Origin of the sequence: Hymenobacter lapidiphilus, assembly GCF_013377885.1 — a bacterium.
Classification (GTDB): domain Bacteria; phylum Bacteroidota; class Bacteroidia; order Cytophagales; family Hymenobacteraceae; genus Hymenobacter; species Hymenobacter lapidiphilus.
Map to the genome: position 1 here is coordinate 84386 of NZ_JABKAU010000007.1, position 22578 is coordinate 106963.

Sequence of the window (22578 nt, forward strand, 5' to 3'; positions counted from 1 at the left end):
ATTTTATTTCGCACCTTACATCGTTCCTAACTCACTCCGCACCTGTGCCGCTTCTTCCGGCGTGTTCACGTTGCGCAGCTCGCCGGCGGCGGGTGGGGCCAGCAATTCGATGTCGGAGTTGATGAGGGTTTTGCGGGGGCAGCTGTACCCCAGGCCCAGGAAGCGCAGTAGCTGGCCGTAGCTGGCCGGCTCCCAGATGGTGATAAGCGGCTCGGGCCACTCGTTTTCGGGACTTTGGAAGGTAGTAGCCAAGCGGCCGGGCTGGCGGTGCTGCACGAGATAACTCAGGGTGGCTTCGGATAGCAGGGGCAGGTCGCAGGCCACTACCAGCCAGGCGACGTTGGGGTCGAGGCGGAAGGCCGAGAGCAGGCCGCTGAGCGGGCCCAGATCGGTGAACGAGTCGGGCAGGGGGCGCAAGCCAGCGTATTCGAGCTCCGTAATTTGGTCGGGGCGGCAGGAAACGTGCACGTCGTGGCAGAAAGGGGCCAGCAGTTCGGCGGCGTAGGCCCGTTGCTGCTGCTGGCCGTGGTAGGCGAGCTGGCCCTTATCCTGGCCCATGCGCTGGCTGCGGCCGCCGGCCAGCACCAAGCCCCGCAGCGGCGGCGCGGCGGCGTGCCACTCGCGCAGCACCAGCTCGGCCAGGGCGGCAGTATCAGCCAAATACAGCACCGGCACGTTGGCCGCGGCGAGGTGGGCGCGCAGGTAGGCGGGCACCTCGGTTACGCCTTCGGGCAGCAGCAGGGCACGCACGTTGGTGAGGCGGTCGAGCTTCTTGTCCAGCGGTTTGGCGGGGTCGAGAATCACCAGCTGCTGGCGGGCGCGGAAGTGGTTGCCGTTTACCAGCGCCAAACTCTGTTGGGCCAGCAGCTCGGGCTGGCTGAACCGGTCGAGCGGCCGGCGCACATCGAGGCGGGCGAAGCTGATGTTGTCGGTCAGCTCGGCGCTGGCCCCGGCGGCCAGCATCCCAGTTTCGGGGGCGGTGCCGTTGCGCACGTCGGCGGCGGCGGCATGGTTGGCATCCACGTAGGCCACGCGTAAGGTTGGGGCCAGCAGCGGCAGCAGCCGGGCCGCCAGCTCCTTTATGCGGCCGCAGGGCGCCCCCAGAATAGCCAGCTCATGGCGGCCGAACTCGCCCAAATCGGGCCGGGCCAGGGCGGCGTGCTTGCGGCGCGGGGCCGGGGTAGCCGGGTCGTAAGCGGGGTCGGTGGGGTTAGGCTTCATGCTGAAAGTCGTTTTTGCCGCCGGTTTTGCTGAGCAGGCGGGTTTCCTGAATAACGATGTCGTGTGAGAGGGCTTTGCACATGTCGTAGATGGTGAGGGCGGCCACCGAGGCGCCGGTCAGGGCCTCCATTTCGACGCCGGTTTTGCCCGTTACGGTGGCCGTACACTCAATCAGCACGGCGTCGGGCCCGTCGGGTTCAATGGTTACCCGACAGTTGTCGAGGCCCAGCGGATGGCACAACGGAATCAGCTCGGAGGTGCGCTTGGCCCCCATGATGCCGGCCAGAATGGCGGTCTGGAACACAGGGCCCTTGCGGGTGGGCAGGTCGCCTTCCTTCACCAAAGCCATGATTTCGGGACCGAGCACCACGCGGCTGCGGGCCACGGCCACGCGGCGGGAGGGCATTTTGCTCCCCACATCTACCATGGCCGGCTGGCCGGCTGCATCGAGGTGAGTGAGTTTAGCGGAATCGGACATAGTGGGGTTCAGCAGGTGGAAAGGAATAAACCGATAAGTTCGGTACTTGGCGGTTAAGTACGTAGAACTGTCATCCTGAACATGTCGCGCATCGAGCGAGGACGAAGGCCCTTGTACCACCATTAGTTTAGATGTTGCAAGGTCCTTCGTCCTCGCTCGATGCGCGACATGCTCAGGATGACAGCTAATTTCTCTGCTTCCCTCTTTCCCACCCGCCCATGATTTCAGTTGCTGAAGCTACCCGCCTCGTCGCCGCCACCGTTCGCCCGCTGGGCACCGAGTTGCTGAGCCTGCCGCTGGCTGCCGGCCGCATTCTGCACGAAGACCTGCGGGCCGACCGCGACTTTCCGCCCTTCAACCGGGTGGCCATGGATGGCATTGCACTGCGCTACGATACCCTGGCGGCCGGGCAACAGGAGTTCCTGATTACTGCCACCCAGTTTGCCGGCCAGCCCCCGGTAACCGGCCCCAGCCCGACAGCGGCCGTCGAAATCATGACCGGGGCCATGCTACCCGAGGGCCTCGATACGGTGATTCGCTACGAAGACCTCACGTTTCGCACCGATGAAGCCGGCCAGCGCCATGCCACCGTACAGGCCCTGCCGCCCCGCGCCGGCCACAACGTCCACCAACGGGCCTCCGACCGCCGGCAGGGCGACCTGCTGCTGCCCGCCGGCACCCGCCTGGAGCCCGCCGAAATGGCCGTGGCCGCCACCATTGGGGCCGCCACCGTAGCTGTGGCGCGCCGCCCGCGCCTGGCCGTGGTTGGTACCGGCGACGAGTTGGTGCCCATCAGCGAGCAACCCGCCGCCCACCAGATCCGGCGCTCTAATGCCCTGATGCTGCAGGCCGCTGCCTGGCAGGCCGGCGCCGAGGCCGACAGCTTTCATTTCGACGACGACCCGGCCGTATTGCGCCAAGAACTGCCGGCATTGCTGGCCGGCTACGATGCCGTGGTGCTGAGCGGCGGCGTATCGATGGGTAAGGCCGATTTCCTGCCCGAAATATTGCAGGAACTGGGCGTGGAGCAGCGGTTCCATGGCGTGGCCCAGCGGCCGGGCAAGCCGTTCTGGTTCGGGGCGCGCACTGGGGGGGCGGTGGTGTTCGCACTGCCCGGCAACCCGGTATCCACGTTCGTGAATTTCTACCGCTATGTGCAGCCTTGGTTGCAGGCCGGGCAACAGCCCTCCGGGGCAGCCGTAACCGGCAGCGGCCCGGTGCCGGCCGTGCTCACCCAGCCCATCGAATTCAAGCCCCTAATGACGCACTTCTTGCTTGTGAGCCTGGAGGCCGGCCCCGACGGCCGCCTGCTGGCCACGCCCGAGCGGGCCGGCGGTTCCGGCGACATGGCCAGCCTACTCACCTCCAGCGGGTTTCTGGAGCTGCCCCCCGAGTCCACTCACTTCCCGGTGGGCACCGTACTGCCGGTGTGGCGGTTTCGGTGAGGGGGAAGGGGAAGCTGCGTTAGGGCTGGACTGGTGAGGCCGCGGTTTTTTCGGCATTTCCTAGGTTGAACTTGATTCCCCAACTGCCACGTAGCACGGTGCCGTAGTCGCCCAGGCCAAGCACGGCCACTTCGGTGTGAAAACCTACGCGCCGGCTGGCAAAAGGAAACGCGACAATACCAAGTGGCACAACCCCTCCAGACAGTGTGTTGGTGCGCCCACCCACGCCCGCATACACATAGAAATCCTGCTGGTTAACGAATTTGTAGTTGAGCGTTAACTCCGGATTCATGTCCGACGTGAAGGCGTCGGTGCCAACGCGCAGTTCGGGATGAAAACGCCCAAAATCGTAGGAAAGGCCCACAAAAGGCAGGTCCGATTGGTGATAGGCCACGTTGAACTGGGCCTGTGCAGCGAGGCTGCCGCCGCCAATCAGCAGCGCGGTACAAAGTAATCTCATGGTAAGAATCGGTAACGAATGACAGTACTTCCCGGATAGACTTTGCACTGCAATGATAGCAAATTGACTCCTGGCTGGTCGCACTTCAGCCCAGTATATTTTGCGGACTAATCGGAGGGCACCAAGCGCCTTTTCAGTGGCCGGATCTTGCTCTTTTACCCTCTTACCACTTCAAAATCGTGGCCGCAGTGGAAGCAGTGGCACTGCGGGTTGTCGGGGGCCATCAGCCAGAAACGCAGTTTGACGAACAGGCTGTCGGCGGGGCCGGGCTGGTGGCGGCACACCACGTCGTGGTGGTGGCAGCGGGGGCAACGGGTGGCGGCTATTTCGGCTGGGTCGGGTGCTTCGGGTGCGGCAGCATCGGGGGCCACGGCGTGCATGTGGGTTTGCTGCGGGTGCAGAACCTCACGGGCCGTTTCTACGTCGGGGGCGCGCACGAAGAGGCTTACGTTGCCCATTACCTGGCCGTAAGGGCGGTTTTCATTGCTCAGGAAGCACGGAATGCCGGCCGCATCGAGCTGGTTGCGGGCCAGGTGGGCGGCTATGGAATCGGTGAACGAGTCGAGCAGCACAATGGCCGCCGCTTCGGAAGGAATATCTGCCGGCATGGGTAGAGGCGCGAAATAGAGAATCCACTAAACAAACGCGGCACCCGTTTGGGGTGCCGCGAAAGGTACGCAATAAGAGCCGCAGGCCGGCTTACTTGAACAGGTCGAGTGCCTTTATAAACGTCTGGGAAACACCCCACAACAGCGGGATACCCACAAAGGCCCAGGCCAAAAATACGGCCCCGCCCGAGCTGGGTGTTTCGGGCGTGGTGGAGGAAACGGGAGGCTGATTCATGTTGATGTAGCGCTTAGTGGTTGGGGCTTCAGATTTAGCTGCCAGTGCCTGGGTTGAACGTCATCCAAAGCACTGACAACTAAGTTCGAAGCTCAAAAAATCAATGTCCGCCCGGCTCGGCGTCGACGGGACCCTTCTCGTTGTATTTCGCGTTGACGGCCGTTACGGCGAAATTGGCCAGCAGGCCCACTACCAGCAGGCCGGCCATGGCGTAGAACACCGTTTGGTAGGCAGCAGCACCGGTATACCCTTCGGCTTTGCGGCTCTCGTGCAGGAAGTTAACGATGAGCGGCCCCAGTATTCCGGCCGTGCTCCAGGCCGTAAGCAGGCGGCCATGAATGGCGCCCACCTGGTACTTACCGAACAGATCGGAGAGGTAGGCCGGAATAGTGGCAAAACCGCCGCCGTACATGCTGATAATTACGCAGGCCACGACCACATATAGGGCCAACTGCACGTTATGGCCCAGCGTTGGAATAAGTGCATACAGAACAATGCCGAGGCCAAAATAGATGGCGTAAGTGACCTTGCGGCCCAGCTTATCGGAAGCCGACGACCAGAAGAAACGACCCAACAGGTTGAACAAACTCAGCAAACCCACGAAGCCAGCAGCAGCGGCAGCCGTTACACCTCGTCCGGCACCCATGGCAGCATCAGAAAACGACTCCTGAACGAGTGGCGAAGCTGTTTCGAGTACGCCTATACCGGCAGTTACATTCGTGAGCAATACCACCCAGAGGAGCCAGAACTGCGGCGTTTTCAGCGCGTTATCGGCCGATACGTTGTTGTTGGTGATAAGCGCATTTTGCTGGGTACTAGGTACGTAGCCGGCGGGGGCCCAGTCATCGGCAGGCACCCGGATGGTCCAGACGCCGAACTGCATGAACAACAGGTAGATGACGCCCAACGTGAGGAAGGTAGCCGCCACGCCCAGCGTGCCGGTGCCACTGGTTTTGAAGTAGTCCATGAGGGCCACCGACAGCGGCGAGGCAATCATGGCGCCACCGCCAAAACCCATGATGGCCATGCCGGTAGCCACGCCCCGGCGGTCGGGAAACCACTTAATGAGCGTGCTCACCGGCGAAATGTAGCCGATGCCCAGCCCGATGCCGCCCACCACGCCGTAGCCGAAATACACGATCCAGAGGTTGTGCAGGTGCACGCCCAGCGCGGCAATAAAGAAGCCGCCGCTAAAGCATAGCGCCGAAGCCAGCATGGCCTTACGCGGCCCCACGCGTTCCAGCCACTTCCCGAAAATAGCCGCCGAGAGGCCCAGCAGCACAATGGCAATCGAAAAAATAATACCCAGCTGCGTAGGCGTCCAGTCGGCGGCAGCGGGGGCAGCGGGGTCGCCGCTGATAAGGGCGCCCAGCGGCTTTTTGAACACGCTGAAAGCGTAGGCTTGGCCGATAGCCAGGTGAATTGCCAGGGCGGCGGGCGGAATCAGCCAGCGGTTGTAGCCTGGTCCGGCCACAGTGCGGCTACGGTCCAGTAACGATGCTTCTGCCATAAAACAGGTGGTTTGGGAGTGGAAAGAACGAAACCTTACCCCACGCCGGGGCCCTGACCAGGGGCTTACCGGATTAGGATTCAATAAGGTAGACGTCTGGTACGGGGTTTAAACCACTTCCGGTCAACTATTTTTTGGTAAATTGCTATATCCTGGCGCTGCTACTATACCGGTTACTACTGCTCAGCCGGTTGCCGGCCCAGCCAGCCACGCACCCCTTTCTCCCGCGCCGACTTCAGAAAATCCTGGATGCCATCGGCCATGCGCCGGGCCATCTGCTGCTGCTGCGCAGGGTCGGTCAGGACTTTAGCATCTTCGGGATTGGAAATAAAGGCCGTTTCCACCAGCGCGTTGGGGTAGTCGGTAGGGCCATTGAGGGCGAAGTTGAAGTTGCCCACCAGTCCCCAGCCCAACAGTCCGGTTTGCTGCATGCGCCCGTACAGCGCCGCCGCCAACGGCCGAAAGGCCGCGTACCGGTAAAAGGCGCTGGTGCCGCGGGCCGCCGCGCTGCCCGCCGAGTTCACGTGCACGCTCACCAGCAACGCCGGCCGCTGCCGTCGTAGCAGCGCCACCCGCTCTGCCATGCTCAGGCTCTCGTCGGCGGTGCGGGTGAGCACTACGGTAGCGCCGCGGCGCTCCAGCTCGCGCTGCAGTTGCCGCACAATGGCCAGCGTCAGGTCCTTCTCGCGGACTCCACCGGCCCCCGTAGCCCCCACGTTGCTGCCGCCGTGCCCGGCATCGAGGGCAATGCGCAGGCCGCGCAGCTGCAGCCGCGCCGGTGGCCGGGCCACGCGCACCACCAGCATATTTTTTTCGTAGCCGATGTGGTAGCCCCAGTTCTGGCGGTGGCGCAGCGGCAGCACCAGCCGGAAAATATCGGCCTGTGGCTGCTCGTAGTATACGGCCCCCAACGCCTGCAGACCTGCCCGCTGGGTTATCCAGTTGGTGTTGGAAGTGGCCCCGAACACATCAATTACCAAGCGGGTAGGGTTTTCCAGGATTTGCGAGCGATAGGGCAGCCGCTGCGTGAGCGGCACCCGCACATAATCATACACCGAGTCGCCCTGCACGCTCCAGGAGCCAGTGAGCGAGGATGGCACAAAGCCACCGGGCGGCAGAAGCCGGGCGTATTCCAGCGGCAGCCAGGCATATTGCCCCTCAGCCAGCCGCACCTGGTACTGGTCAGCTACCCGGCCCACCACGTGCAGTACCACCAGCGAGTCGAGGTAGCCCAGCTTGGCCCCGCCCAGCCGGTCTTCGCCGAGGCCATAGTTGAGGTGAGCCAGCGGGCCGCGCGTAACAGCCAGCAGCGGTTGGCTGGGGCTCAGCAGGCGCACGGGGGCGGCAGTGGGCAGCGAGTCGAGGCGGCCGTTGGGCAGGCGCAGGTGCAGCCACAACGGCCGGCCCGCAGCCCCGCCCAGCGTATCGGCGGGCTGTATTATGTAGGTGCCCTGGTACACCCCTCGCCGGCCGCCGGCCAGCTCGGGGGCCAACTCCGCAAGGGGGCGACCACCGAGAAAGGTGGCCCGACCACCCGGCGTACCTATGAGGCGCACCTGCAGCGCATCACCCGGGCTGAGCCATTGCTCACCGGCGGGCACAGTTTCCACTTTCTGAATCAGGCGCTGGGCCTGCACTGCGGCCACCGGCAATAGCAACCCGCAGACCAGCAGGGCCGCCCGCCAGATGGCCCGGAAATCAGTTTTCAGCCGCATAGCGAAGGGTAGTGAGTGCAGGCCTGTCAGCACGCCGTAGGGGCGGGGCTTGTCCCCGCCCGCCGTTGAACGATTCCCATTGAAGCGGTGCGAACGGCGGGCGGGGACAAGCTCCGCTCCTACAGCACCCGCTGTAATTAGGACTACGAAATGAGAAGCCGCGCCCCGGTAGAACCCGAGCTGAGCCAGTTAGGGCTGCTTAACGGCCTCGCCCAGGTCTTTCACGTCGCGGCTGGTTTCGAGGGCCGTAAACTCGGTTTGCAGCGCCCGGATGTGCAGCTCGTCGCGGCCCTTTATGTCGAGGCGCACGGCCCGGAACTGGGCGTTTAGCTGGCGGCTGATGGCTGTAGCGTAATCCCAGTCGCGCTGGCTCCACTGCTTGCGGCGGGCGCGTACCTGCTGCATAAACTGCACAAAAGCGGGCTCGATGGTGGCCGGCGTAAGGCTGCCGATGGCGGAATAGGAGCCCAGCAGCTCGTTGCTGAAGGCCTGCTCGGCGGCGGGGTCGAGGGGCTGGCGGTTGCGGACGCGCGAAACGGAGTCGAAGCGGGCCGCACGCCGGCCGGCCACGCGCAGCTTGTCGGCGGCGCGCTCGGCCAGCGTATCGAGTTTCTGGGTTTCTCTCTCCACCACCTCCTGCCGCTCACGCGGGGTCGAGTCGCAGGAAGAAAGCAGGCTGGCAGCGGCCAGCAACGAAAGCAAAACGGGCATTTTCATGCCCCAAGGTAAAACTTGTCGGGCATACTGTGGCTACCGAAGGCCCTTTGGCTTAGCGCCCGGCCAGCCGGAAGGTGAAGGGAACGTCAATCCTCGATACCACGGCGCGGCTGCCCACACGGGCCGGAATCCACTGATCGGGAATGCCGCGGGCCACGCGCAGCGCCTCCTCGTCGCAGCCGGCCCCGATACCGAGCAGCACCTGCTGGTTGCTGGCTTGCCCAAGCGTATCAACGGTAATCGTGATGATAACCCGGCCCTGCACATTTTTAGCCGCGGCCGCGGCCGGGTAGCTTAGCCGGCTCATGTAGCCAGCCAGCTCGGTGTCGCCCCCGATAAAGAAGATCGGATGAGTTACCCGCGCGCGGCTCCACTCGCCGCTGGCCGTCCGTACCGGGTACAGCACGTCATCGAAAGGCCGAAAAAAGACCAGCCGACCAGCCGAGTGGTCGTACTTCTGGGCAATAACCTGCGAGCCGTCGCGGGTGGTGGCGTAGTATTCCCACACGCCTACTTTCTCGCCCTTTTCCATCAGGCCGCTGCCGGCAGCGGTTTTGCGTAGCTTCTGGGCCGGGGCCGAAATCGACAGCAGCAGGCCAAAGGCCAGACTAAGTAGGAAAGCGTGTTTCATAGCAATAGAACGAACAGGGCGGGAAGCCGAAAGACGCCGCCGCTACCAGCGTTTGTCGATCGTGTATACAAATAAAAACATTTCTTTAGTACAAATCCGCCCTTTCCCATTTTCTACATGGCAAAGCACCTCAACAAGCTTCAAATAGCAAAAAAGCTTTTGATCACACTACTTCAGCAAGCCAGCTGCCATTAATGACTAGCTAGAGGAAGCATGGCTTACAGCCAATCATTTCATATAAAAATACAAATTCATTCTATTACTCAAGCTCCTCCCGCAAGGTGCGCAGCTGGGCCTGCAAACCGGGCCAGGCGGGGCAGATCTGCTCGATGCGCTGCAGCACCCGCACCGCACCGCGCGCGTCGCCGAGGGCGCGCAGCATAAGTGCCTGGCCCGACAGCGCCCCGAAGTGGCGGGGCTCGCGCAGCAAGGTTTCGCGCACGTCTCCGAGGGCCGCTTTGTACTCGCCCCGCAGAAAGTAGGCGGTGGCCCGCTTGTTCCAGCCCTCGGCATAGTCGGGCGCTGTTTCGGTGAGGAAGGTGAATTCGCGGATGGCCAGCCCGTAGTCGCCGGCCGAGAGGGCGCGGGTGCCGGTTTCGAGGCGCTTATCCAGCAGCGGGTGGCCGGCCGTGAGCCAGATTTGCCAGATGCCATCCTGCAGGGTCTCAATTTCGGCCGGTGCCGTGGCCTCGCGCAGGCGGCTGAACAGGTCGTCGAGCATGAGGTGAGGCGGTAAAGTGAGAGGGTGAGATAGGGAGTTGGCGGTCAGGCTGCCTTATTGGTGGCAAGTATAAAGAACGTCATTCAGAGCGTAGCGAAGAATCTCGCGTGCTGACGTTGCCATAGTATAACAACGTCAGCACGCGAGATTCTTCGCTACACTCTGAATGACGTTCAACTCACTGTTTTCTCCACCCCATCACGCTAGAACAGCGCGGCCGCTACCTGGCGGATGCTGTCGGATTTGCCCATGCTATAGTAGTGCAGGCAGGGCACGCCGTGGGCCATCAGCTCGCGGCTCTGGTTGATGCACCATTCGAGGCCGATCTGGCGGGCGGCAGCGTTGTCGGGGGCCAGGTGCACGGCGTCGGCCAGCTCCTCGGGCAGGTTGAGATAGAAGGTACGCGGCAGCATGGTAAGCTGGCCTTTGGTGGTGAGCGGCTTGAGGCCGGGGATGATGGGCACCATAATGCCGGCTTCGCGGCAGCGCCGCTCAAAAGCAAAAAACTGCTCGTTGTCAAAGAACATCTGGGTCACGATGTACTCGGCCCCGCGGTCGACCTTGTGCTTGAGGTAGCGCAAATCGGCCCCGTAGTTGGGCGACTCGAAGTGCTTTTCGGGGTAGCCAGCCGTACCAATGCAGAAGTCGGTGGCCCAGGTATCGTCCTGAGCCTCATCGAGGTACTCGCCCTTGTTGAGGTCCGACACCTGCCCAATCAGGTCGCAGGCGTAGCTGTGGCCGTCGGGCTCGGGCATGAAGCGTCCCTCGCTCTTGATTGGGTCGCCACGCAGGGCCAGCACGTTGTCGATGCCCAGAAAGTGGAGGTCGATGAGGGCGTTTTCGGTTTCCTCCTTCGTGAAGCCGCCGCAAATCAGGTGGGGCACGGTGTCCACGTCGAAGCGGTTTTTTATGGCCGCGCAGATGCCCACCGTGCCGGGGCGGCGGCGCACGGTTTTCTTTTCGAGCAGGCCGTTGGGGTGCTGGCGGTACACGTACTCCTCGCGGTGGTAGGTCACGTCAATAAATGGCGGCTTGAACTCCAGCAGCGGCTCGATATTGGAAAACAGCGTCTGGATATTCTCGCCCTTTTTGGGCGGCAGTACTTCGAAGGAAAACAGGGTTTTGCCCTCGGCGCGAGTTAGGTGTTCAGTTACTTTCATACAAGTAGGGGCGGGGCTTGCCCCCGCCCGGCTAGCGGAACGATGTCGTGTAAAAGGATTGAGCGGACGGCGCGACCGTCCGGGCGGGGACAAGCCCCGCCCCTACACCGTTTTGGGCTCGTAGTTCAGATTCGGCATCAGCCAGCGCTCCAGCTCCGGCAGCGGCATGCCCTTGCGTTCGGCCAAGTCGGCTACCTGGTCGGCACCAATGCGGCCGAGGCCGAAGTAGCGTGAGTCGGGGTGGGCGTAGTAGAGGCCGCTGACCGAGGAGGCGGGGTACATGGCCAGGTTTTCGGTGAGCGAGATACCGGTGTTGTTCTCGGCGTCGAGGAGCTGGAAAAGCGTGATTTTTTCGGTGTGGTCGGGGCAGCCGGGGTAGCCAGGAGCGGGCCGTACGCCCTGGTATTTCTCCTGAATGAGGTCGTCGTTGGAGAGGCTTTCGGCCGGCGCATAGCCCCAGAACTCCTCGCGCACCCGCTGGTGCAGCCGCTCGGCGAAGGCCTCGGCCAGACGGTCGGCCAGCGCTTTGAGCATGATGCTGCTGTAGTCGTCGTGCTCGGCGGCGTACTGCTCCAGCAGGTTTTCGATGCCCAAGCCGGCCGTGACGGCAAAGCCCCCGATGTAGTCGGCGCGGCCGGTTTGGCGGGGAGCCAGGAAGTCGGAGAAGGCCAGATTGGGCACGCCGGCGGCCTTTTCGCTTTGCTGGCGCAGGGTAAAGAACTCGGCCTGCACCTGCTGGCGCGCGTCGTCCTGGTACACCTCAATCGTATCGTAGCCCACGGTGTTGGCGGGCCAGAAACCGATAACGGCGCGGGCCGTGAGCAGCTTCTCATTGATAACGCGGCGGAGCATTTCCTGGGCATCCTGGAAAAGCTGGGTGGCGGCCTCGCCCACTGTCGGGTCGTCGAGCAGGCGCGGGTAGCGGCCCTTCAGCTCCCAGGTCTGGAAAAACGGCGTCCAGTCGATGTATTCGGCCAGCTCGGCTAGGTCGTAGTCTTCCAGCACCTTGGTGCCCAAAAAGCTGGGTTTGGTGATGGGCGTGGTTGCCCAATCAGCTTTGAAGCCGTTTTCGCGGGCGGCTTCAATAGCTAAATAGGCCTTTTCGCGCTGGCGGCCGGCGTAGTCGTTACGGAGCTGGCGGTACTCGTCGTGGATGGCGCGGGCGTAGGTTTCCCGGGCCGAGCCGAGCAGGCTGGCGGCTACGCCCACCGAGCGCGAGGCGTCGTTGACATGCACAATGGGCCCCGAATACTGGGGTGCGATTTTCACGGCCGCGTGCAGCCGGGAGGTGGTAGCGCCGCCGATGAGCAACGGCGTTTTCAGGCCGCGCTTCTCCATTTCCTGGGCCACGTACACCATCTCGTCGAGGCTCGGCGTAATCAGCCCGCTCAGGCCAATCATGTCGGCGCCCTGTTTCTGGGCCTCGTCCAGAATCCGTTCCAGCGGCACCATCACGCCCAAATCCACGATGTCGAAGTTGTTGCAGGCCAGCACCACGCCCACGATGTTTTTGCCGATGTCGTGCACGTCGCCCTTCACGGTGGCCAGCAGAATTTTACCGGCCGTCTGCCGGTCGCCGCTCTGCTTGTCGGCCAGCAGGTAGGGTTCCAGGTAGGCCACGGCTTTCTTCATCACCCGCGCCGATTTTACTACTTGGGGCAGGAACATTTTGCCGGCCCCAAACAGGTCGCCGACCACGCCCATACCGGCCATCAGCGGCCCCTCAATCACCTCCAGCGGCCGGCTGAGTTCCTGCCGGGCGGCCTCGGTATCCTCGTCGATGAAATCGGTAATGCCCTTGATGAGCGCGTGGGCCAGCCGCTCCTGCACCGGCAGGTTGCGCCAATCCAGGCTACCGGCCGCCGGTTGGTTGCTCGTGCCCTTCTGGTCTTTTACGGTTTCGGCAAACTCCAGCAGCCGCTCGGTGGCGTCGGGGCGGCGGTTGAGCAGCACGTCTTCTACCAGCTCCAGCAGGACTGGCGGCACCTCGTCGTATACGGCCAGCTGGTTGGGGTTCACGATGCCCATATCCAGCCCGGCCCGGATGGCGTGGTAGAGGAAGGCCGCGTGCATGGCCTCGCGCACCACATCGTTGCCCCGGAACGAGAAGCTGATGTTGCTGACGCCCCCGCTGGTGAGCACGCCCGGCAGGTGGGTTTTTATCCAACGCACGGCCTCAATAAACTCGACGCCGTAGTTGCGGTGCTCCTCCAGGCCGGTGCCCACGATGAGGATGTTGGGGTCGAAAATGATGTCCTCGGCCGGGAAATTGATGCCCATCAGCAGGTCGTAGCTGCGCTGGCAGATGGCAATACGCCGCTCCAGCGTGTCGGCCTGGCCGTCCTCATCAAAGGCCATCACCACCATAGCGGCCCCGTACTGGCGCACGGTGCGGGCCCGTTGCAAAAACACTTCCTCACCTTCTTTCAGCGAAATCGAGTTGACGATGCTCTTGCCCTGCACGCACTTAAGGCCGGCCTCCAGCACGCTCCACTTCGAGGAGTCGATCATGACGGGCACCCGCGAAATATCGGGCTCCGAGGCAATCAGGTTCAGAAACGTGGTCATGGCCAGCTCCGAGTCGAGCATGCCCTCGTCCATGTTGATGTCGAGCACCTGCGCGCCGCCCTCCACCTGCTCGCGGGCCACGGCCAGGGCCGCGTCGTAGTCGCCGGTACGCACGAGGCGCGCGAAGGCCCGGCTGCCGGTTACGTTGCACCGCTCGCCCACATTCACAAACAGGCTTTCGGGCGTGATATTGAACGGTTCGAGGCCGGCGAGGCGCGTGACCCCACCCCCAGCCCCTCCCCAAAAGGGAGGGGTGCCAGTCGTGGCCGTTGGGTTGGGATTGTTAGAGGCCAATGTAAGCCCCTCCCTTTTGGGGATGGGTTGGGGAGGGGTCCGTGGTGCATACCGTTCCGTCAGCTCGCTCAAGGCGGCAATGTGCTCGGGCGTGGTGCCGCAGCAGCCGCCCACAATCGTCACGAGGCCTTCCTTGAGGTAGTTTTCCACTACATCGGCAAACTCGCGGGCCGACTCATCGTAGCCGCCGAAGGCGTTGGGCAGGCCGGCGTTGGGGTAGGACGAAACGTGAACGTCGGCGAGGCGGGCCAGCTCCTGCACGTAGGTTTTGAGCTGGTCGGCACCGAGGGCGCAGTTGAGGCCCACGCTCAGTAGCGGCAGGTGGCGGATGGAGTTCCAGAAGGCCTCCACGGTCTGTCCGCTCAGGGTGCGGCCCGAAGCATCGGTAATCGTGCCCGAAATCATGAGCGGCACCTCCCGGCCGCCCTCATCAAAAAACTGCTGCACGGCGTACAGGGCGGCCTTGGCATTGAGCGTGTCGAAGATGGTTTCAATCAGCAGCGCATCTACGCCCCCGTCCACGAGGCCGCGTACCTGCTCGTGGTAGGCGGCGGCCAGCTCATCAAACGTCACGGCCCGAAAACCGGGGCGGTTCACGTCGGGCGAGAGGGAGGCGGTGCGGTTGGTGGGGCCGATGGCCCCGGCTACAAAGCGCGGCTTACCGGGCGTGCGGGCCGAATACTCGTCGGCCGCCACCCGGGCCAGCCGCGCCGACTCGTAGTTCAGTTCGTACACCACATGTTCCAGCCCGTAATCGGCTTGGGCAATGGTGGTGCCCGAAAACGTGTTGGTTTCCACCATGTCGGCCCCGGCGGCGAAATACTCGGCATGAATGCCCTGGATGATGTCGGGGCGGGTGAGGCTAAGCAGGTCGTTGTTGCCGCGCAGGGGCTTGGGGTGGTCGGCGAAGCGTGCCCCGCGGAAGTCCTCCTCCGTTAGCGGGTGGCGCTGAATCATGGTGCCCATGGCCCCATCGAGCACCAGCACGCGCTGGCGCAGAATGGCGTGCAATGGCGAAACAGCAGCAGTAATTGGGGCGGCGGCGGAAGAGGTCGGCATAACGGCTCGGCTGGAAAAATCGGCGATAAAAACGCCTATCCAGAAAGAGCCGGGCACAAAGCCGGTTCCGCACTTATCTTCTTCCAGACCGACCAGCGGCTTGAAAAGGGAGTTAGCACCTTGTTTAAATCAGGTTGCTAAGACGTCATCGGGCCCAATCCCTCGGTCTTTCTGGATAAGTAACGGGGCAAAGATACGGCCGAAACCACAGATTGGCAAGACGGCAGGGTGGCCATGCTTTCCCAACGTCGCTTCCGGTTTCGCGTAAGCCTTACTTCCACCCTATCGAACTTCAGTTATGGCTACCAAGAAGAACCCTACCCCCGCTAAAGCCGCCACGCCCGCCGCCCAGAAGGCAGCCAAAGCAGCCGGCCACGCGCCCGAACCCGTGGAGCATCCTACCGCCAAAGACATGGCCAAACATGCTCAAAAGCTACCCTACCCGGCCAAACAGGCCGATATGGAGCTGCAGCCGGGCATGAGTTTCAGCACCTACCGGCCTGCCGGCAAACTCCAGGATAAAGTGGCCCTGATAACCGGGGCCGACTCGGGTATCGGGCGGGCCGTGGCCGTGGCCTTTGCCATGGAAGGTGCCCACGTGGCCGTGCTCTATAATGAAAACACCGTGGATGCCGAGGAAACCAAGCGCCTCGTGGAAGCCCAGAACCGCCAGTGCCTGCTGCTGAAACACGATGTGCGCGAGCCCAAGCAGTGCAAGGAAGCCGTCCGCCGCACCCGCGCCGAGTTGGGCGGCCTCAATATTCTGGTGAACAACGCCGCCTACCAGATGGCCCAGCAGAAGTTCGAGGATATTCCGGAGGAACAGATTCGGCGCACCTTCGACACCAATATTCTGGGCTACATCTGGATGGCGCAGGCCGCCGTGCCCCACATGCAGAAGCACGACTGCATCATCAATACCGGCAGCATTGTGGGCATGACGGGCATACCGCTGCTCATTGACTACGCCAGCAGCAAGGCCGCCATCCATGCCTTCACCAAAAGCCTGGCCCTGAACCTGGGCGAGCGGGGCATCCGGGTGAACTGCGTGGTGCCGGGCCCGGTCTGGACGCCCAACATTCCGGGCACGATGCCCAAGGAGGAAATTGCCAAATTCGGCCATGAGGTGGCTTTGGCACGCCCCGGCCAGCCCGAGGAACTGGCCCCCGCCTACGTGCTGCTGGCCTCGCAGGACGGCTCGTTCATGACCGGCTCGCTGGTGCAGGTAACCGGCGGCAAGCTCAGCAGCGACGACTAGACTGGCCGGCTTCCGGCGCAAAACCTGCTGGCCAGGCTGAACCTGCCGCCAACTCGGCGGTTGCGTTGCTGTGGTTGCTGTTTACTGCCCGTTGGCCCGACAACTGACCTTCTCACACCTCTATTTCCAACCGAATGCCCCATTATCCCGAAGGCACCGTCAGGGCCCTGCTGCAAACCGACCTGGTAACCCCCGCCACCCGGGCGGCGCTGGAGGCCCGGCTAACGGCCCCAGCTGCCTATGAGCCGCAGTTTTTCGATGCCGATACCTACCGGCTGCTGCAGGCTGTAGCCGCCCGCATCTACCCGCAGCCCGACCGCGAAACACCCATCGCGTTGGCTCCGGCCGTAGATGCGCGCCTGCTGAAGGGGGATGCCGACGGTTGGCGCTACGACTCCATGCCGCCCGACCGCGAAGCTTACCGTCTCGGCCTAGGCGGCATAAACCAGGCCGCCGAAGCCAAATTTCAGAAGCCTTTCCTGGAGCTGGATGAGGCTCAGCAGGACAGCCTTATAGCGCTGCTTGCCGCCGCCGAAGCCCCCGGCGAAAACTGGAGTCAACTGCCCCAGGACCGCTTTTTTGAGGAGATGCTGGCCGAGCTGACCGAATCTTACTACGCTCACCCGCTGGCCCAGGAGGAAATCGGGTATGTGGGCATGGCCGACGTGCCCGGCTGGCAACGTATTGGCCTGAATGAGCTGGAGCCCCGCGAACCGGAAGGAACGAAATAGCACCTGCGGCCGAACGTCGACTCCCCATTTTACCCCCTTACGACCCTACCACATGCCCGACGAAGAAACGCTGGAAGAAGGCACCCTGACGCCCACACAGCCCGAAATACAGGACCCGCTGTTGCGGGAGATACTCGAAGAAAACGACCTGCAGGCCGACCCCAGCCGCAACCCGCTGGAGCAGCCCGCCCCCCTTCCCGACCCCGACGAAGTGGTAGACTGCCTGGTGATTGGCACCGGCGCGGGCGGTGCCCCGCTGCTGGCCCGGCTGGCCCAGGCCGGCCGCCGCGTGGTAGCCCTCGAAGCCGGTGTCCGCCACGACCCCAAAACCGAGTTTGCCACCGACGAGAAAGCCCAGAACTTCCTGTTCTGGAACGATGAACGGCTGTCGGCTGGCAAAAACCCGGTGGCCTTCGGCAAAAACAACTCCGGCATTGGTTACGGCGGCTCGACGCTGCACTACACCGCCTACACGCCCCGCGCCCACCGCGGCGACCTGACCCTGCACACCGAGTTTGGGGAAGGGGTTGACTGGCCCTTTGGCATTGAGGAGCTGGAGCCGTATTACGAGGAGTTGGAGCACTTTATGGGCATTTCGGGTCCTACACCCTACCCCTGGGACCCCGGCCGCCGAAAAGGCTACCCGCTGGCTCCGCTGCCGCTCAATGGCGCGGCCCAGCTTATGGAACGCGCCTGCGCGAAGCTCGGAATCAAGACCTCGCCGGCAGCCAACGCTGCCCTGTCGGCGCGCTACTACCAGGAGGGGGTGGGCTGGCGTGAGGCCTGCACCAACCGTGGCTTTTGCCAGGCTGGCTGCAGCACCGGCGCCAAGGCCAGCATGGACGTCACGTTCCTGCCTTTGGCCGAACAGTACGGGGCCGAAATTCGGCTCGGGGCCTACGTAACCGAAATTGAGCGCGACGCCCGTGGCCACGTAACGGCCGTGGTGTACGAGCAGGGCGGGCGCACCGTGCGCCAGCGCTGCCGCAACCTGTTTCTGTGCGCCGGGGCCATCGAAACGCCCCGGCTGCTGCTGCTCAACGAACTGGCGCTCAACAGCGGGCAAGTGGGCAAGCACTTCATGGCCCACGTGGGTATGCAGGTGTGGGGTACCTTCCCCGAGGATATCCGGCCTTACAAAGGCATTCCGGGCGGCCTGATTTCCGAGGACACCCACCGCCCCAAGGACGCTGACTTTGTGGGTGGTTATCTACTGCAAAGCATCGGGGTGATGCCCGTTACGTTTGCCACCCAGATGGTACGCCAGCGCAAGCTCTGGGGCCAGCCCCTGCGCGATTACATGCGCGACTACAACCACATTGCCGGCATCAACGTGCTGGGCGACTGCCTGCCCCACGCCGACAACTTCGTGGAGCTAAGCGACGAAAAAGACGCCCGCGGCGTGGCCAAGCCCCGCGTGCACTTCACGGCCCAGGAGAACGAGCAGCGCATGAACCGGCACGCCGAGCGCACGATGCGCCAGATCTGGGAAGCCGCCGGAGCCAAGGACATCTGGGCCTTCGAGCGGTACGCTCACATCATCGGCACGGCCCGCATGGGCACTTCGGCCTCCGAGGCGGTAGTGGACCCCAACGGCCGCGCCTTCGACGTACCCAACCTCTATATCTGCGACAACTCGGTGTTCCCGAGTGCCCTGAGCGTTAATCCGGCCCTCACCATCATGGCCCTGAGCCTGCGCACGGCCGATAAATTTCTGGAAAATCAGAAAGCTTGATTAAGTAGCAGGCGGTGCTATTGAAACTGTTTAGGAAGTACTTGGAATCAATCAGAACGTCATGCTGAGCGGAGCCGAAGCATCTCTGCCGCTTCGTTGAACGACTGCTACGAAGCGGTAGAGATGCTTCGGCAAGCTCAGCATGACGGTCCTTTGACTTCCTAAGCAGCTCCAGGGTTAATGCCGGCCTTCTACCGCCCATGTCTGGCGGTACTTTCAGAGACAACAAAACCCTTTTCGGCCGGATGCGTTGCAGGCTCCAAAACCCGCAACCATGATAATCTACAAGGCCGGCGACTGGTGGCGGGCTCTCTGGCATTTCCACACATCCGGCGTCATTCTGTTATTGCTGCGTCGGGTGGCGCTGGTGGGCGTTTATAACACTACCGTGGCACTGGTTGTGCTGCGCTACCACGCCGTACCTATTCAGCTGGGCCGCGAGTACTTCGCATTTCTGGGTATCATGCTCAGCCTGCTGCTGGTGTTTCGCACCAATACCGCCTACGACCGTTACTACGAAGGGCGGCGGGTGTGGGGGCAGCTGGTGTCGCACTGCCGGGGGTTGGCTATCGAGCTCAATGCCATTCTGCCCCGCGATGCCGCCCGTAGCCGTGCTTACTATGCGGCTCTGATTTCCAACTTCCCCCTGGCCCTCAAGGGCAGCCTGCGCAACAACGTTCGCTTCGAGCAGTTCGAGGCGACCCCCGACATTATCGAACGGCTGCAGTCTGCTGAGAGCCCCACAGTCTGCCTGCTGGCCGTTATCCAGGAAAGTATTGAGCAGTTGCGGCAGGCCCAGATTATCGACCCCATTCATTTACTGGTTTTTAAACCCCATCTGTTGGGCATGATGGAAGTGAACGGCGTTTGTGAGCGAATCAAGTCGACGCCCATCCCATTTTCCTACACCTTCTTCATTAAAATGTTCATCACCCTCTTCATCGGCACTATGCCGTTCGTGCTACTGGCCAGCAGTGGCTACTGGATGATTCCCATCACGATGGTAGGGGCCTATATTATGCTGGGACTGGTAATGATTGCCGAGGAAATCGAGCAGCCCTTTGGCACCGATAGCAACGACTTGCCCATTACCCAATTGGCGCACAAAATTCGAGTGAGTGTACACGACGTACTCAATGTGGAGCTGCCCCATTTTAAGAAAGCACTGGCATCTCCACCTTACAGCGTAGTGCGCTGAACCGTCCGGCATAGTTATTGCTAAGCTTGTTATAATTATATATTATTTTCGATATGTTAAAAATAAGACAAAGTATTTTACGCACTTCCTGTACATACTGCAGCTTTATTGTTTTTTAATCCAAAAAAACACGGCTTAATCTTTCCGTGTCCGTATAGTCGCTCTCCACTCCCGCGCAGGTGGGAATTCTCTCTAATTTTTGAAAAACCCCTTTTTTTAAAGTAAAAATGAAAGCACCCTTATCTAATCAAATTTTCACCCTCCGGGGCCAGGTTTGGCGGCGGCTCCTGCCGTTGCTGGCGCTGTTTGTGAGCCTTGGTTCTTCGAATGATGCTTGGGCTCAAGCTGGCGTTAGTTCTAGTTTTCTAGATGTACGCGCAACTACAACCACAGCAACAGCAACCACTACCTATTACGGCACAGATTCTGAAGATCCTGCTTCTGGTAACCCTGCCTTCGACCCTACCTCTACGAACCCACCTACTGGTGCTACTAGAAACTTAGGCCTATTTGATTTAGCCACTGGTGAGTTGCGCATCACCAGTGCAACGCTGAACGTCTTTACCATAGGCAGCAGCAATAATGCTGTTTCTGGCAAACTATTCTACCGTGCCTATTTGAATGGTACAGCTTCTTTGCCAGCGTACACTGTTGTTGACCTAGCAAATATTAGTAGGGCAGGCAACTCTTCCTTTAGAACAACCAGTTTTTCGACGGCTCCCACCACTACCGGCGGAAATATCCTAACTGGATTGCTGAGTGGAGGTACATACCAACTGGAGGTTTACTTCAGAGCGGATGGTACGGGCAATAGCTTCCCTTTAATCAATCAGAATGCCCAGTCTACAACACCTGGGCCTTTCCGTGCGGAGTTTAGCGTGGTGCCTCCAGCCGTAACCCCTGCTAACGCACTGACTGTCTGGAATGGAAGTGTAAGTACCGACTGGACCAATCCGGCGAACTGGTCAAACGGGGTACCCAATCAACTGGCTGATGCACTCATTCCTTTTGAGCGCAATGAGAGCACGGGTGCCAATCAAATTCCACGTTTCCCAGCCCTCAATGATATTACCGAGCGGTATGCCGTTCGTAATTTGACGGTAGACGCGGTTAGTTTCACCAACCGTGGACTGATCCGTGTTACGAATGGGGTGTTGCGTATATATGGAGACTTGCTAAATGGCGCTAACGGCATCTTAGCAACAGCAGATGCCATCCCGACCCAAGGAGGAACTACCTTTCAAAGCGCAACTATCTCTTTTGAAGGAGGAGACCAAACATTTGACCAAGGGCGTTTTGCCAACGTCAACATTGCTGGCACCGGTATTAAGTCTTTGACTGGCCTCCTTGAATTACCCGGAGGTACAATACGGTTTCTGCCCACCAATCCTGCTGATGGTGTCCTTTTGCGCACAACGAAATTTGTAAACGGGCAGCGTGATCAGCCGGTAGTCAGTACGCTGGGTCAAGAGGTTGTCGACTTAGGCGAATTAGGCAGAATTAGTGCCGTAGTAGGAGAGAAAGAAACGAATACTTCTTTCATTTTGGGGCTCACCAAAGCCAGCAACATTCCACAAATGGGTGTTCCACAGTCATTCGGCAATATTGGTCTTATCGTTACAACAGGTAATGATGGTGCTGGCCGGTTTGCCATTACGCGCTCTATAGGACCATTCTTTGTTGGCCGGGGTAGTTCCGCTGCATCTCAAAGCGTGAAGAGGTCATACGGAGTGAGTGTTGGTAATCCGAACATAGACATCAATGCCACTATATCATTTGCCTACAATGATTCGGACCAGAATACAGGTGGCATGTCAATTAATGAATTGAATGGTAATTCGGAGCCCGAATTAGAAATATTTCGTACAACTGACAGCGGGGCATCATTCACTAATTTAGGAGGCACTGCCAATGTGGCAAGCAATACAGTTACAACTGCTGGAGTACGTAGCATCAACACTATTACGCTCGCCAGCCGCCTTAACCCCCTGCCTGTTTCCTTGATTTCGTTCGCTGCGTTGCGCTCCGGAAACAATGTAAACCTGACGTGGGCGACAGCAACAGAAGTCAACAATCGTGACTTCGCTATACAAATCTCAGAAGATGGAAAGACGTTCCGGACGCTTGGCATAGTAGTTAGCAAAGCCCAGGACGGTAGCACCACGGTCCGCCAAGAATACCGATTCACAGACAGTGAAACAGGCAAGAAAGCGCTCCGATACTACCGCCTGCTCCAAACAGACAGGGACGGTAAACAGAGTTATTCCAGCATTCAGGTTGTCAACTTCAATGTTAAATCTGATCAAGCTGGCCTGAGTGCTTATCCGAACCCGTTTGATGCGGAACTGAAGTTGAATTTGCAGGTAAAAACGGCTGGTGATACACGGATCGTTTTACTAGACACGAATGGTCGTGTTGTGAGCCAGCAATTGATTACACTGCCCATTGGCATCAGTACTTTCCCTTTGAATGGAATAGAAAGTCTCAAGTCTGGCCTCTACTTCGTACAGGCCACCATGGCTGACGGAACGCAGGTTACAACGAGAGTGGTGAAGAAGTAAGTCCTTTTTCGATAGTATCGCGATTTTCACCAATCGACATATCTGGCCGGCTCCTATTAGTTAGGAGCCGGCCAGTTTATTTTACGGCCAGAGCATTTTAGAATTTTACTGGCCATTTGCCACGCAAGAACAGTAGGCAAGGGCCTGATGAACGAGTGAACAACAAAACTTTTACTTCGCATTGAAGCTTGCCTTCTGACATTGAAGCTGTTTAGGAAGTGCCAGGAATCAGTTAGGACGTCATGCTTCATCTGGCGTCCGCGGAGTCGAAGC

The 22578-nt window shown here is 60.8% G+C and carries 18 protein-coding genes and 1 riboswitch; of the genes, 6 read left to right on the top strand and 12 right to left on the bottom strand.

Annotated features, from left to right (window positions below; all coding sequences use genetic code 11):
* Nucleotides 1–15: 15 nt before the first annotated feature.
* Nucleotides 16–1221 (bottom strand): NTP transferase domain-containing protein, encoded by a 1206-nt coding sequence (locus HW554_RS05420; protein ID WP_218134598.1) that lies wholly within the window; start codon nucleotides 1219–1221, stop codon nucleotides 16–18.
* Nucleotides 1211–1699 carry a cyclic pyranopterin monophosphate synthase MoaC gene (gene moaC / locus HW554_RS05425; RefSeq protein ID WP_176907532.1) on the bottom strand — a complete coding sequence of 163 codons (489 nt, stop codon included), beginning with the start codon at nucleotides 1697–1699 and terminating at the stop codon, nucleotides 1211–1213. The genes HW554_RS05420 and moaC overlap by 11 nt, the downstream gene beginning before the upstream one ends.
* Before the next feature lie 218 nt (nucleotides 1700–1917).
* Between moaC and HW554_RS05430 the strand changes: the two genes are divergently transcribed.
* On the top strand, nucleotides 1918–3144 hold the full coding sequence (locus HW554_RS05430) for a molybdopterin molybdotransferase MoeA (RefSeq protein ID WP_176907534.1): 1227 nt from the start codon (nucleotides 1918–1920) through the stop codon (nucleotides 3142–3144).
* A gap of 19 nt (nucleotides 3145–3163) precedes the next feature.
* Here the strand turns inward: HW554_RS05430 and HW554_RS05435 are convergent, their stop codons facing one another.
* The 10 genes from HW554_RS05435 to metH form a co-directional block, all read right to left on the bottom strand.
* Entirely contained in the window at nucleotides 3164–3604 is a 441-nt protein-coding gene (locus HW554_RS05435; RefSeq protein WP_176907536.1) for a hypothetical protein, read from the bottom strand.
* 155 nt (nucleotides 3605–3759) lie between these two features.
* Nucleotides 3760–4212: a putative signal transducing protein gene (locus HW554_RS05440; protein ID WP_176907538.1), complete on the bottom strand. Its 453-nt coding sequence runs from the start codon at nucleotides 4210–4212 to the stop codon at nucleotides 3760–3762.
* A 91-nt stretch (nucleotides 4213–4303) separates the two neighbouring features.
* Complete coding sequence (locus HW554_RS05445; protein WP_176907540.1) at nucleotides 4304–4447, bottom strand: MFS transporter small subunit; 144 nt, start codon at nucleotides 4445–4447, stop codon at nucleotides 4304–4306.
* 100 nt (nucleotides 4448–4547) lie between these two features.
* Nucleotides 4548–5957 carry an L-lactate MFS transporter gene (locus tag HW554_RS05450; RefSeq protein ID WP_176907542.1) on the bottom strand — a complete coding sequence of 470 codons (1410 nt, stop codon included), beginning with the start codon at nucleotides 5955–5957 and terminating at the stop codon, nucleotides 4548–4550.
* A gap of 176 nt (nucleotides 5958–6133) precedes the next feature.
* A complete protein-coding gene (locus tag HW554_RS05455) occupies nucleotides 6134–7672 on the bottom strand; it encodes an N-acetylmuramoyl-L-alanine amidase (protein WP_176907544.1) in 1539 nt (512 codons plus the stop codon).
* Nucleotides 7673–7861: 189 nt separating this feature from the next.
* Nucleotides 7862–8383 carry a hypothetical protein gene (locus HW554_RS05460; RefSeq protein WP_176907546.1) on the bottom strand — a complete coding sequence of 174 codons (522 nt, stop codon included), beginning with the start codon at nucleotides 8381–8383 and terminating at the stop codon, nucleotides 7862–7864.
* Nucleotides 8384–8441: 58 nt separating this feature from the next.
* Nucleotides 8442–9020, bottom strand: a complete 579-nt coding sequence (locus HW554_RS05465) for an energy transducer TonB (protein WP_176907548.1) — start codon at nucleotides 9018–9020, stop codon at nucleotides 8442–8444.
* A gap of 259 nt (nucleotides 9021–9279) precedes the next feature.
* Nucleotides 9280–9741 (bottom strand): tetratricopeptide repeat protein, encoded by a 462-nt coding sequence (locus tag HW554_RS05470; protein WP_176907550.1) that lies wholly within the window; start codon nucleotides 9739–9741, stop codon nucleotides 9280–9282.
* A 203-nt stretch (nucleotides 9742–9944) separates the two neighbouring features.
* On the bottom strand, nucleotides 9945–10901 hold the full coding sequence (gene metF, locus HW554_RS05475) for a methylenetetrahydrofolate reductase [NAD(P)H] (RefSeq protein ID WP_176907552.1): 957 nt from the start codon (nucleotides 10899–10901) through the stop codon (nucleotides 9945–9947).
* A 102-nt stretch (nucleotides 10902–11003) separates the two neighbouring features.
* Nucleotides 11004–14822 (bottom strand): methionine synthase, encoded by a 3819-nt coding sequence (metH, locus tag HW554_RS05480; RefSeq protein ID WP_176907554.1) that lies wholly within the window; start codon nucleotides 14820–14822, stop codon nucleotides 11004–11006.
* Between the two features lie 70 nt (nucleotides 14823–14892).
* Nucleotides 14893–15004, bottom strand: a riboswitch (SAM riboswitch).
* Between the two features lie 116 nt (nucleotides 15005–15120).
* On the opposite strand from metH, the gene HW554_RS05485 reads away from it, so the two are divergent.
* From HW554_RS05485 to HW554_RS05505, 5 genes are all read left to right on the top strand, one after another.
* Entirely contained in the window at nucleotides 15121–16080 is a 960-nt protein-coding gene (locus HW554_RS05485; protein ID WP_246285116.1) for an SDR family oxidoreductase, read from the top strand.
* A gap of 134 nt (nucleotides 16081–16214) precedes the next feature.
* On the top strand, nucleotides 16215–16811 hold the full coding sequence (locus HW554_RS05490; protein WP_176907556.1) for a gluconate 2-dehydrogenase subunit 3 family protein: 597 nt from the start codon (nucleotides 16215–16217) through the stop codon (nucleotides 16809–16811).
* 52 nt (nucleotides 16812–16863) lie between these two features.
* Nucleotides 16864–18546: a GMC family oxidoreductase gene (locus HW554_RS05495; protein WP_246285117.1), complete on the top strand. Its 1683-nt coding sequence runs from the start codon at nucleotides 16864–16866 to the stop codon at nucleotides 18544–18546.
* Between the two features lie 274 nt (nucleotides 18547–18820).
* Entirely contained in the window at nucleotides 18821–19744 is a 924-nt protein-coding gene (locus HW554_RS05500) for a bestrophin family protein (RefSeq protein ID WP_176907558.1), read from the top strand.
* A gap of 293 nt (nucleotides 19745–20037) precedes the next feature.
* A complete protein-coding gene (locus HW554_RS05505; RefSeq protein WP_176907560.1) occupies nucleotides 20038–22305 on the top strand; it encodes a T9SS type A sorting domain-containing protein in 2268 nt (755 codons plus the stop codon).
* The last annotated feature ends 273 nt before the right edge of the window (nucleotides 22306–22578 follow it).

What these genes read in the sequence shown, in the direction of transcription:
- HW554_RS05420 (WP_218134598.1), bottom strand. Translation starts at nt 1,221, where the DNA reads ATGAAGCCTAACCCCACCGACCCCGCTTACGACCCGGCTACCCCGGCC.
- moaC (WP_176907532.1), bottom strand. Translation starts at nt 1,699, where the DNA reads ATGTCCGATTCCGCTAAACTCACTCACCTCGATGCAGCCGGCCAGCCG.
- HW554_RS05430 (WP_176907534.1), top strand. Translation starts at nt 1,918, where the DNA reads ATGATTTCAGTTGCTGAAGCTACCCGCCTCGTCGCCGCCACCGTTCGC.
- HW554_RS05435 (WP_176907536.1), bottom strand. Translation starts at nt 3,604, where the DNA reads ATGAGATTACTTTGTACCGCGCTGCTGATTGGCGGCGGCAGCCTCGCT.
- HW554_RS05440 (WP_176907538.1), bottom strand. Translation starts at nt 4,212, where the DNA reads ATGCCGGCAGATATTCCTTCCGAAGCGGCGGCCATTGTGCTGCTCGAC.
- HW554_RS05445 (WP_176907540.1), bottom strand. Translation starts at nt 4,447, where the DNA reads ATGAATCAGCCTCCCGTTTCCTCCACCACGCCCGAAACACCCAGCTCG.
- HW554_RS05450 (WP_176907542.1), bottom strand. Translation starts at nt 5,957, where the DNA reads ATGGCAGAAGCATCGTTACTGGACCGTAGCCGCACTGTGGCCGGACCA.
- HW554_RS05455 (WP_176907544.1), bottom strand. Translation starts at nt 7,672, where the DNA reads ATGCGGCTGAAAACTGATTTCCGGGCCATCTGGCGGGCGGCCCTGCTG.
- HW554_RS05460 (WP_176907546.1), bottom strand. Translation starts at nt 8,383, where the DNA reads ATGCCCGTTTTGCTTTCGTTGCTGGCCGCTGCCAGCCTGCTTTCTTCC.
- HW554_RS05465 (WP_176907548.1), bottom strand. Translation starts at nt 9,020, where the DNA reads ATGAAACACGCTTTCCTACTTAGTCTGGCCTTTGGCCTGCTGCTGTCG.
- HW554_RS05470 (WP_176907550.1), bottom strand. Translation starts at nt 9,741, where the DNA reads ATGCTCGACGACCTGTTCAGCCGCCTGCGCGAGGCCACGGCACCGGCC.
- metF (WP_176907552.1), bottom strand. Translation starts at nt 10,901, where the DNA reads ATGAAAGTAACTGAACACCTAACTCGCGCCGAGGGCAAAACCCTGTTT.
- metH (WP_176907554.1), bottom strand. Translation starts at nt 14,822, where the DNA reads ATGCCGACCTCTTCCGCCGCCGCCCCAATTACTGCTGCTGTTTCGCCA.
- HW554_RS05485 (WP_246285116.1), top strand. Translation starts at nt 15,121, where the DNA reads ATGGCTACCAAGAAGAACCCTACCCCCGCTAAAGCCGCCACGCCCGCC.
- HW554_RS05490 (WP_176907556.1), top strand. Translation starts at nt 16,215, where the DNA reads ATGCCCCATTATCCCGAAGGCACCGTCAGGGCCCTGCTGCAAACCGAC.
- HW554_RS05495 (WP_246285117.1), top strand. Translation starts at nt 16,864, where the DNA reads ATGCCCGACGAAGAAACGCTGGAAGAAGGCACCCTGACGCCCACACAG.
- HW554_RS05500 (WP_176907558.1), top strand. Translation starts at nt 18,821, where the DNA reads ATGATAATCTACAAGGCCGGCGACTGGTGGCGGGCTCTCTGGCATTTC.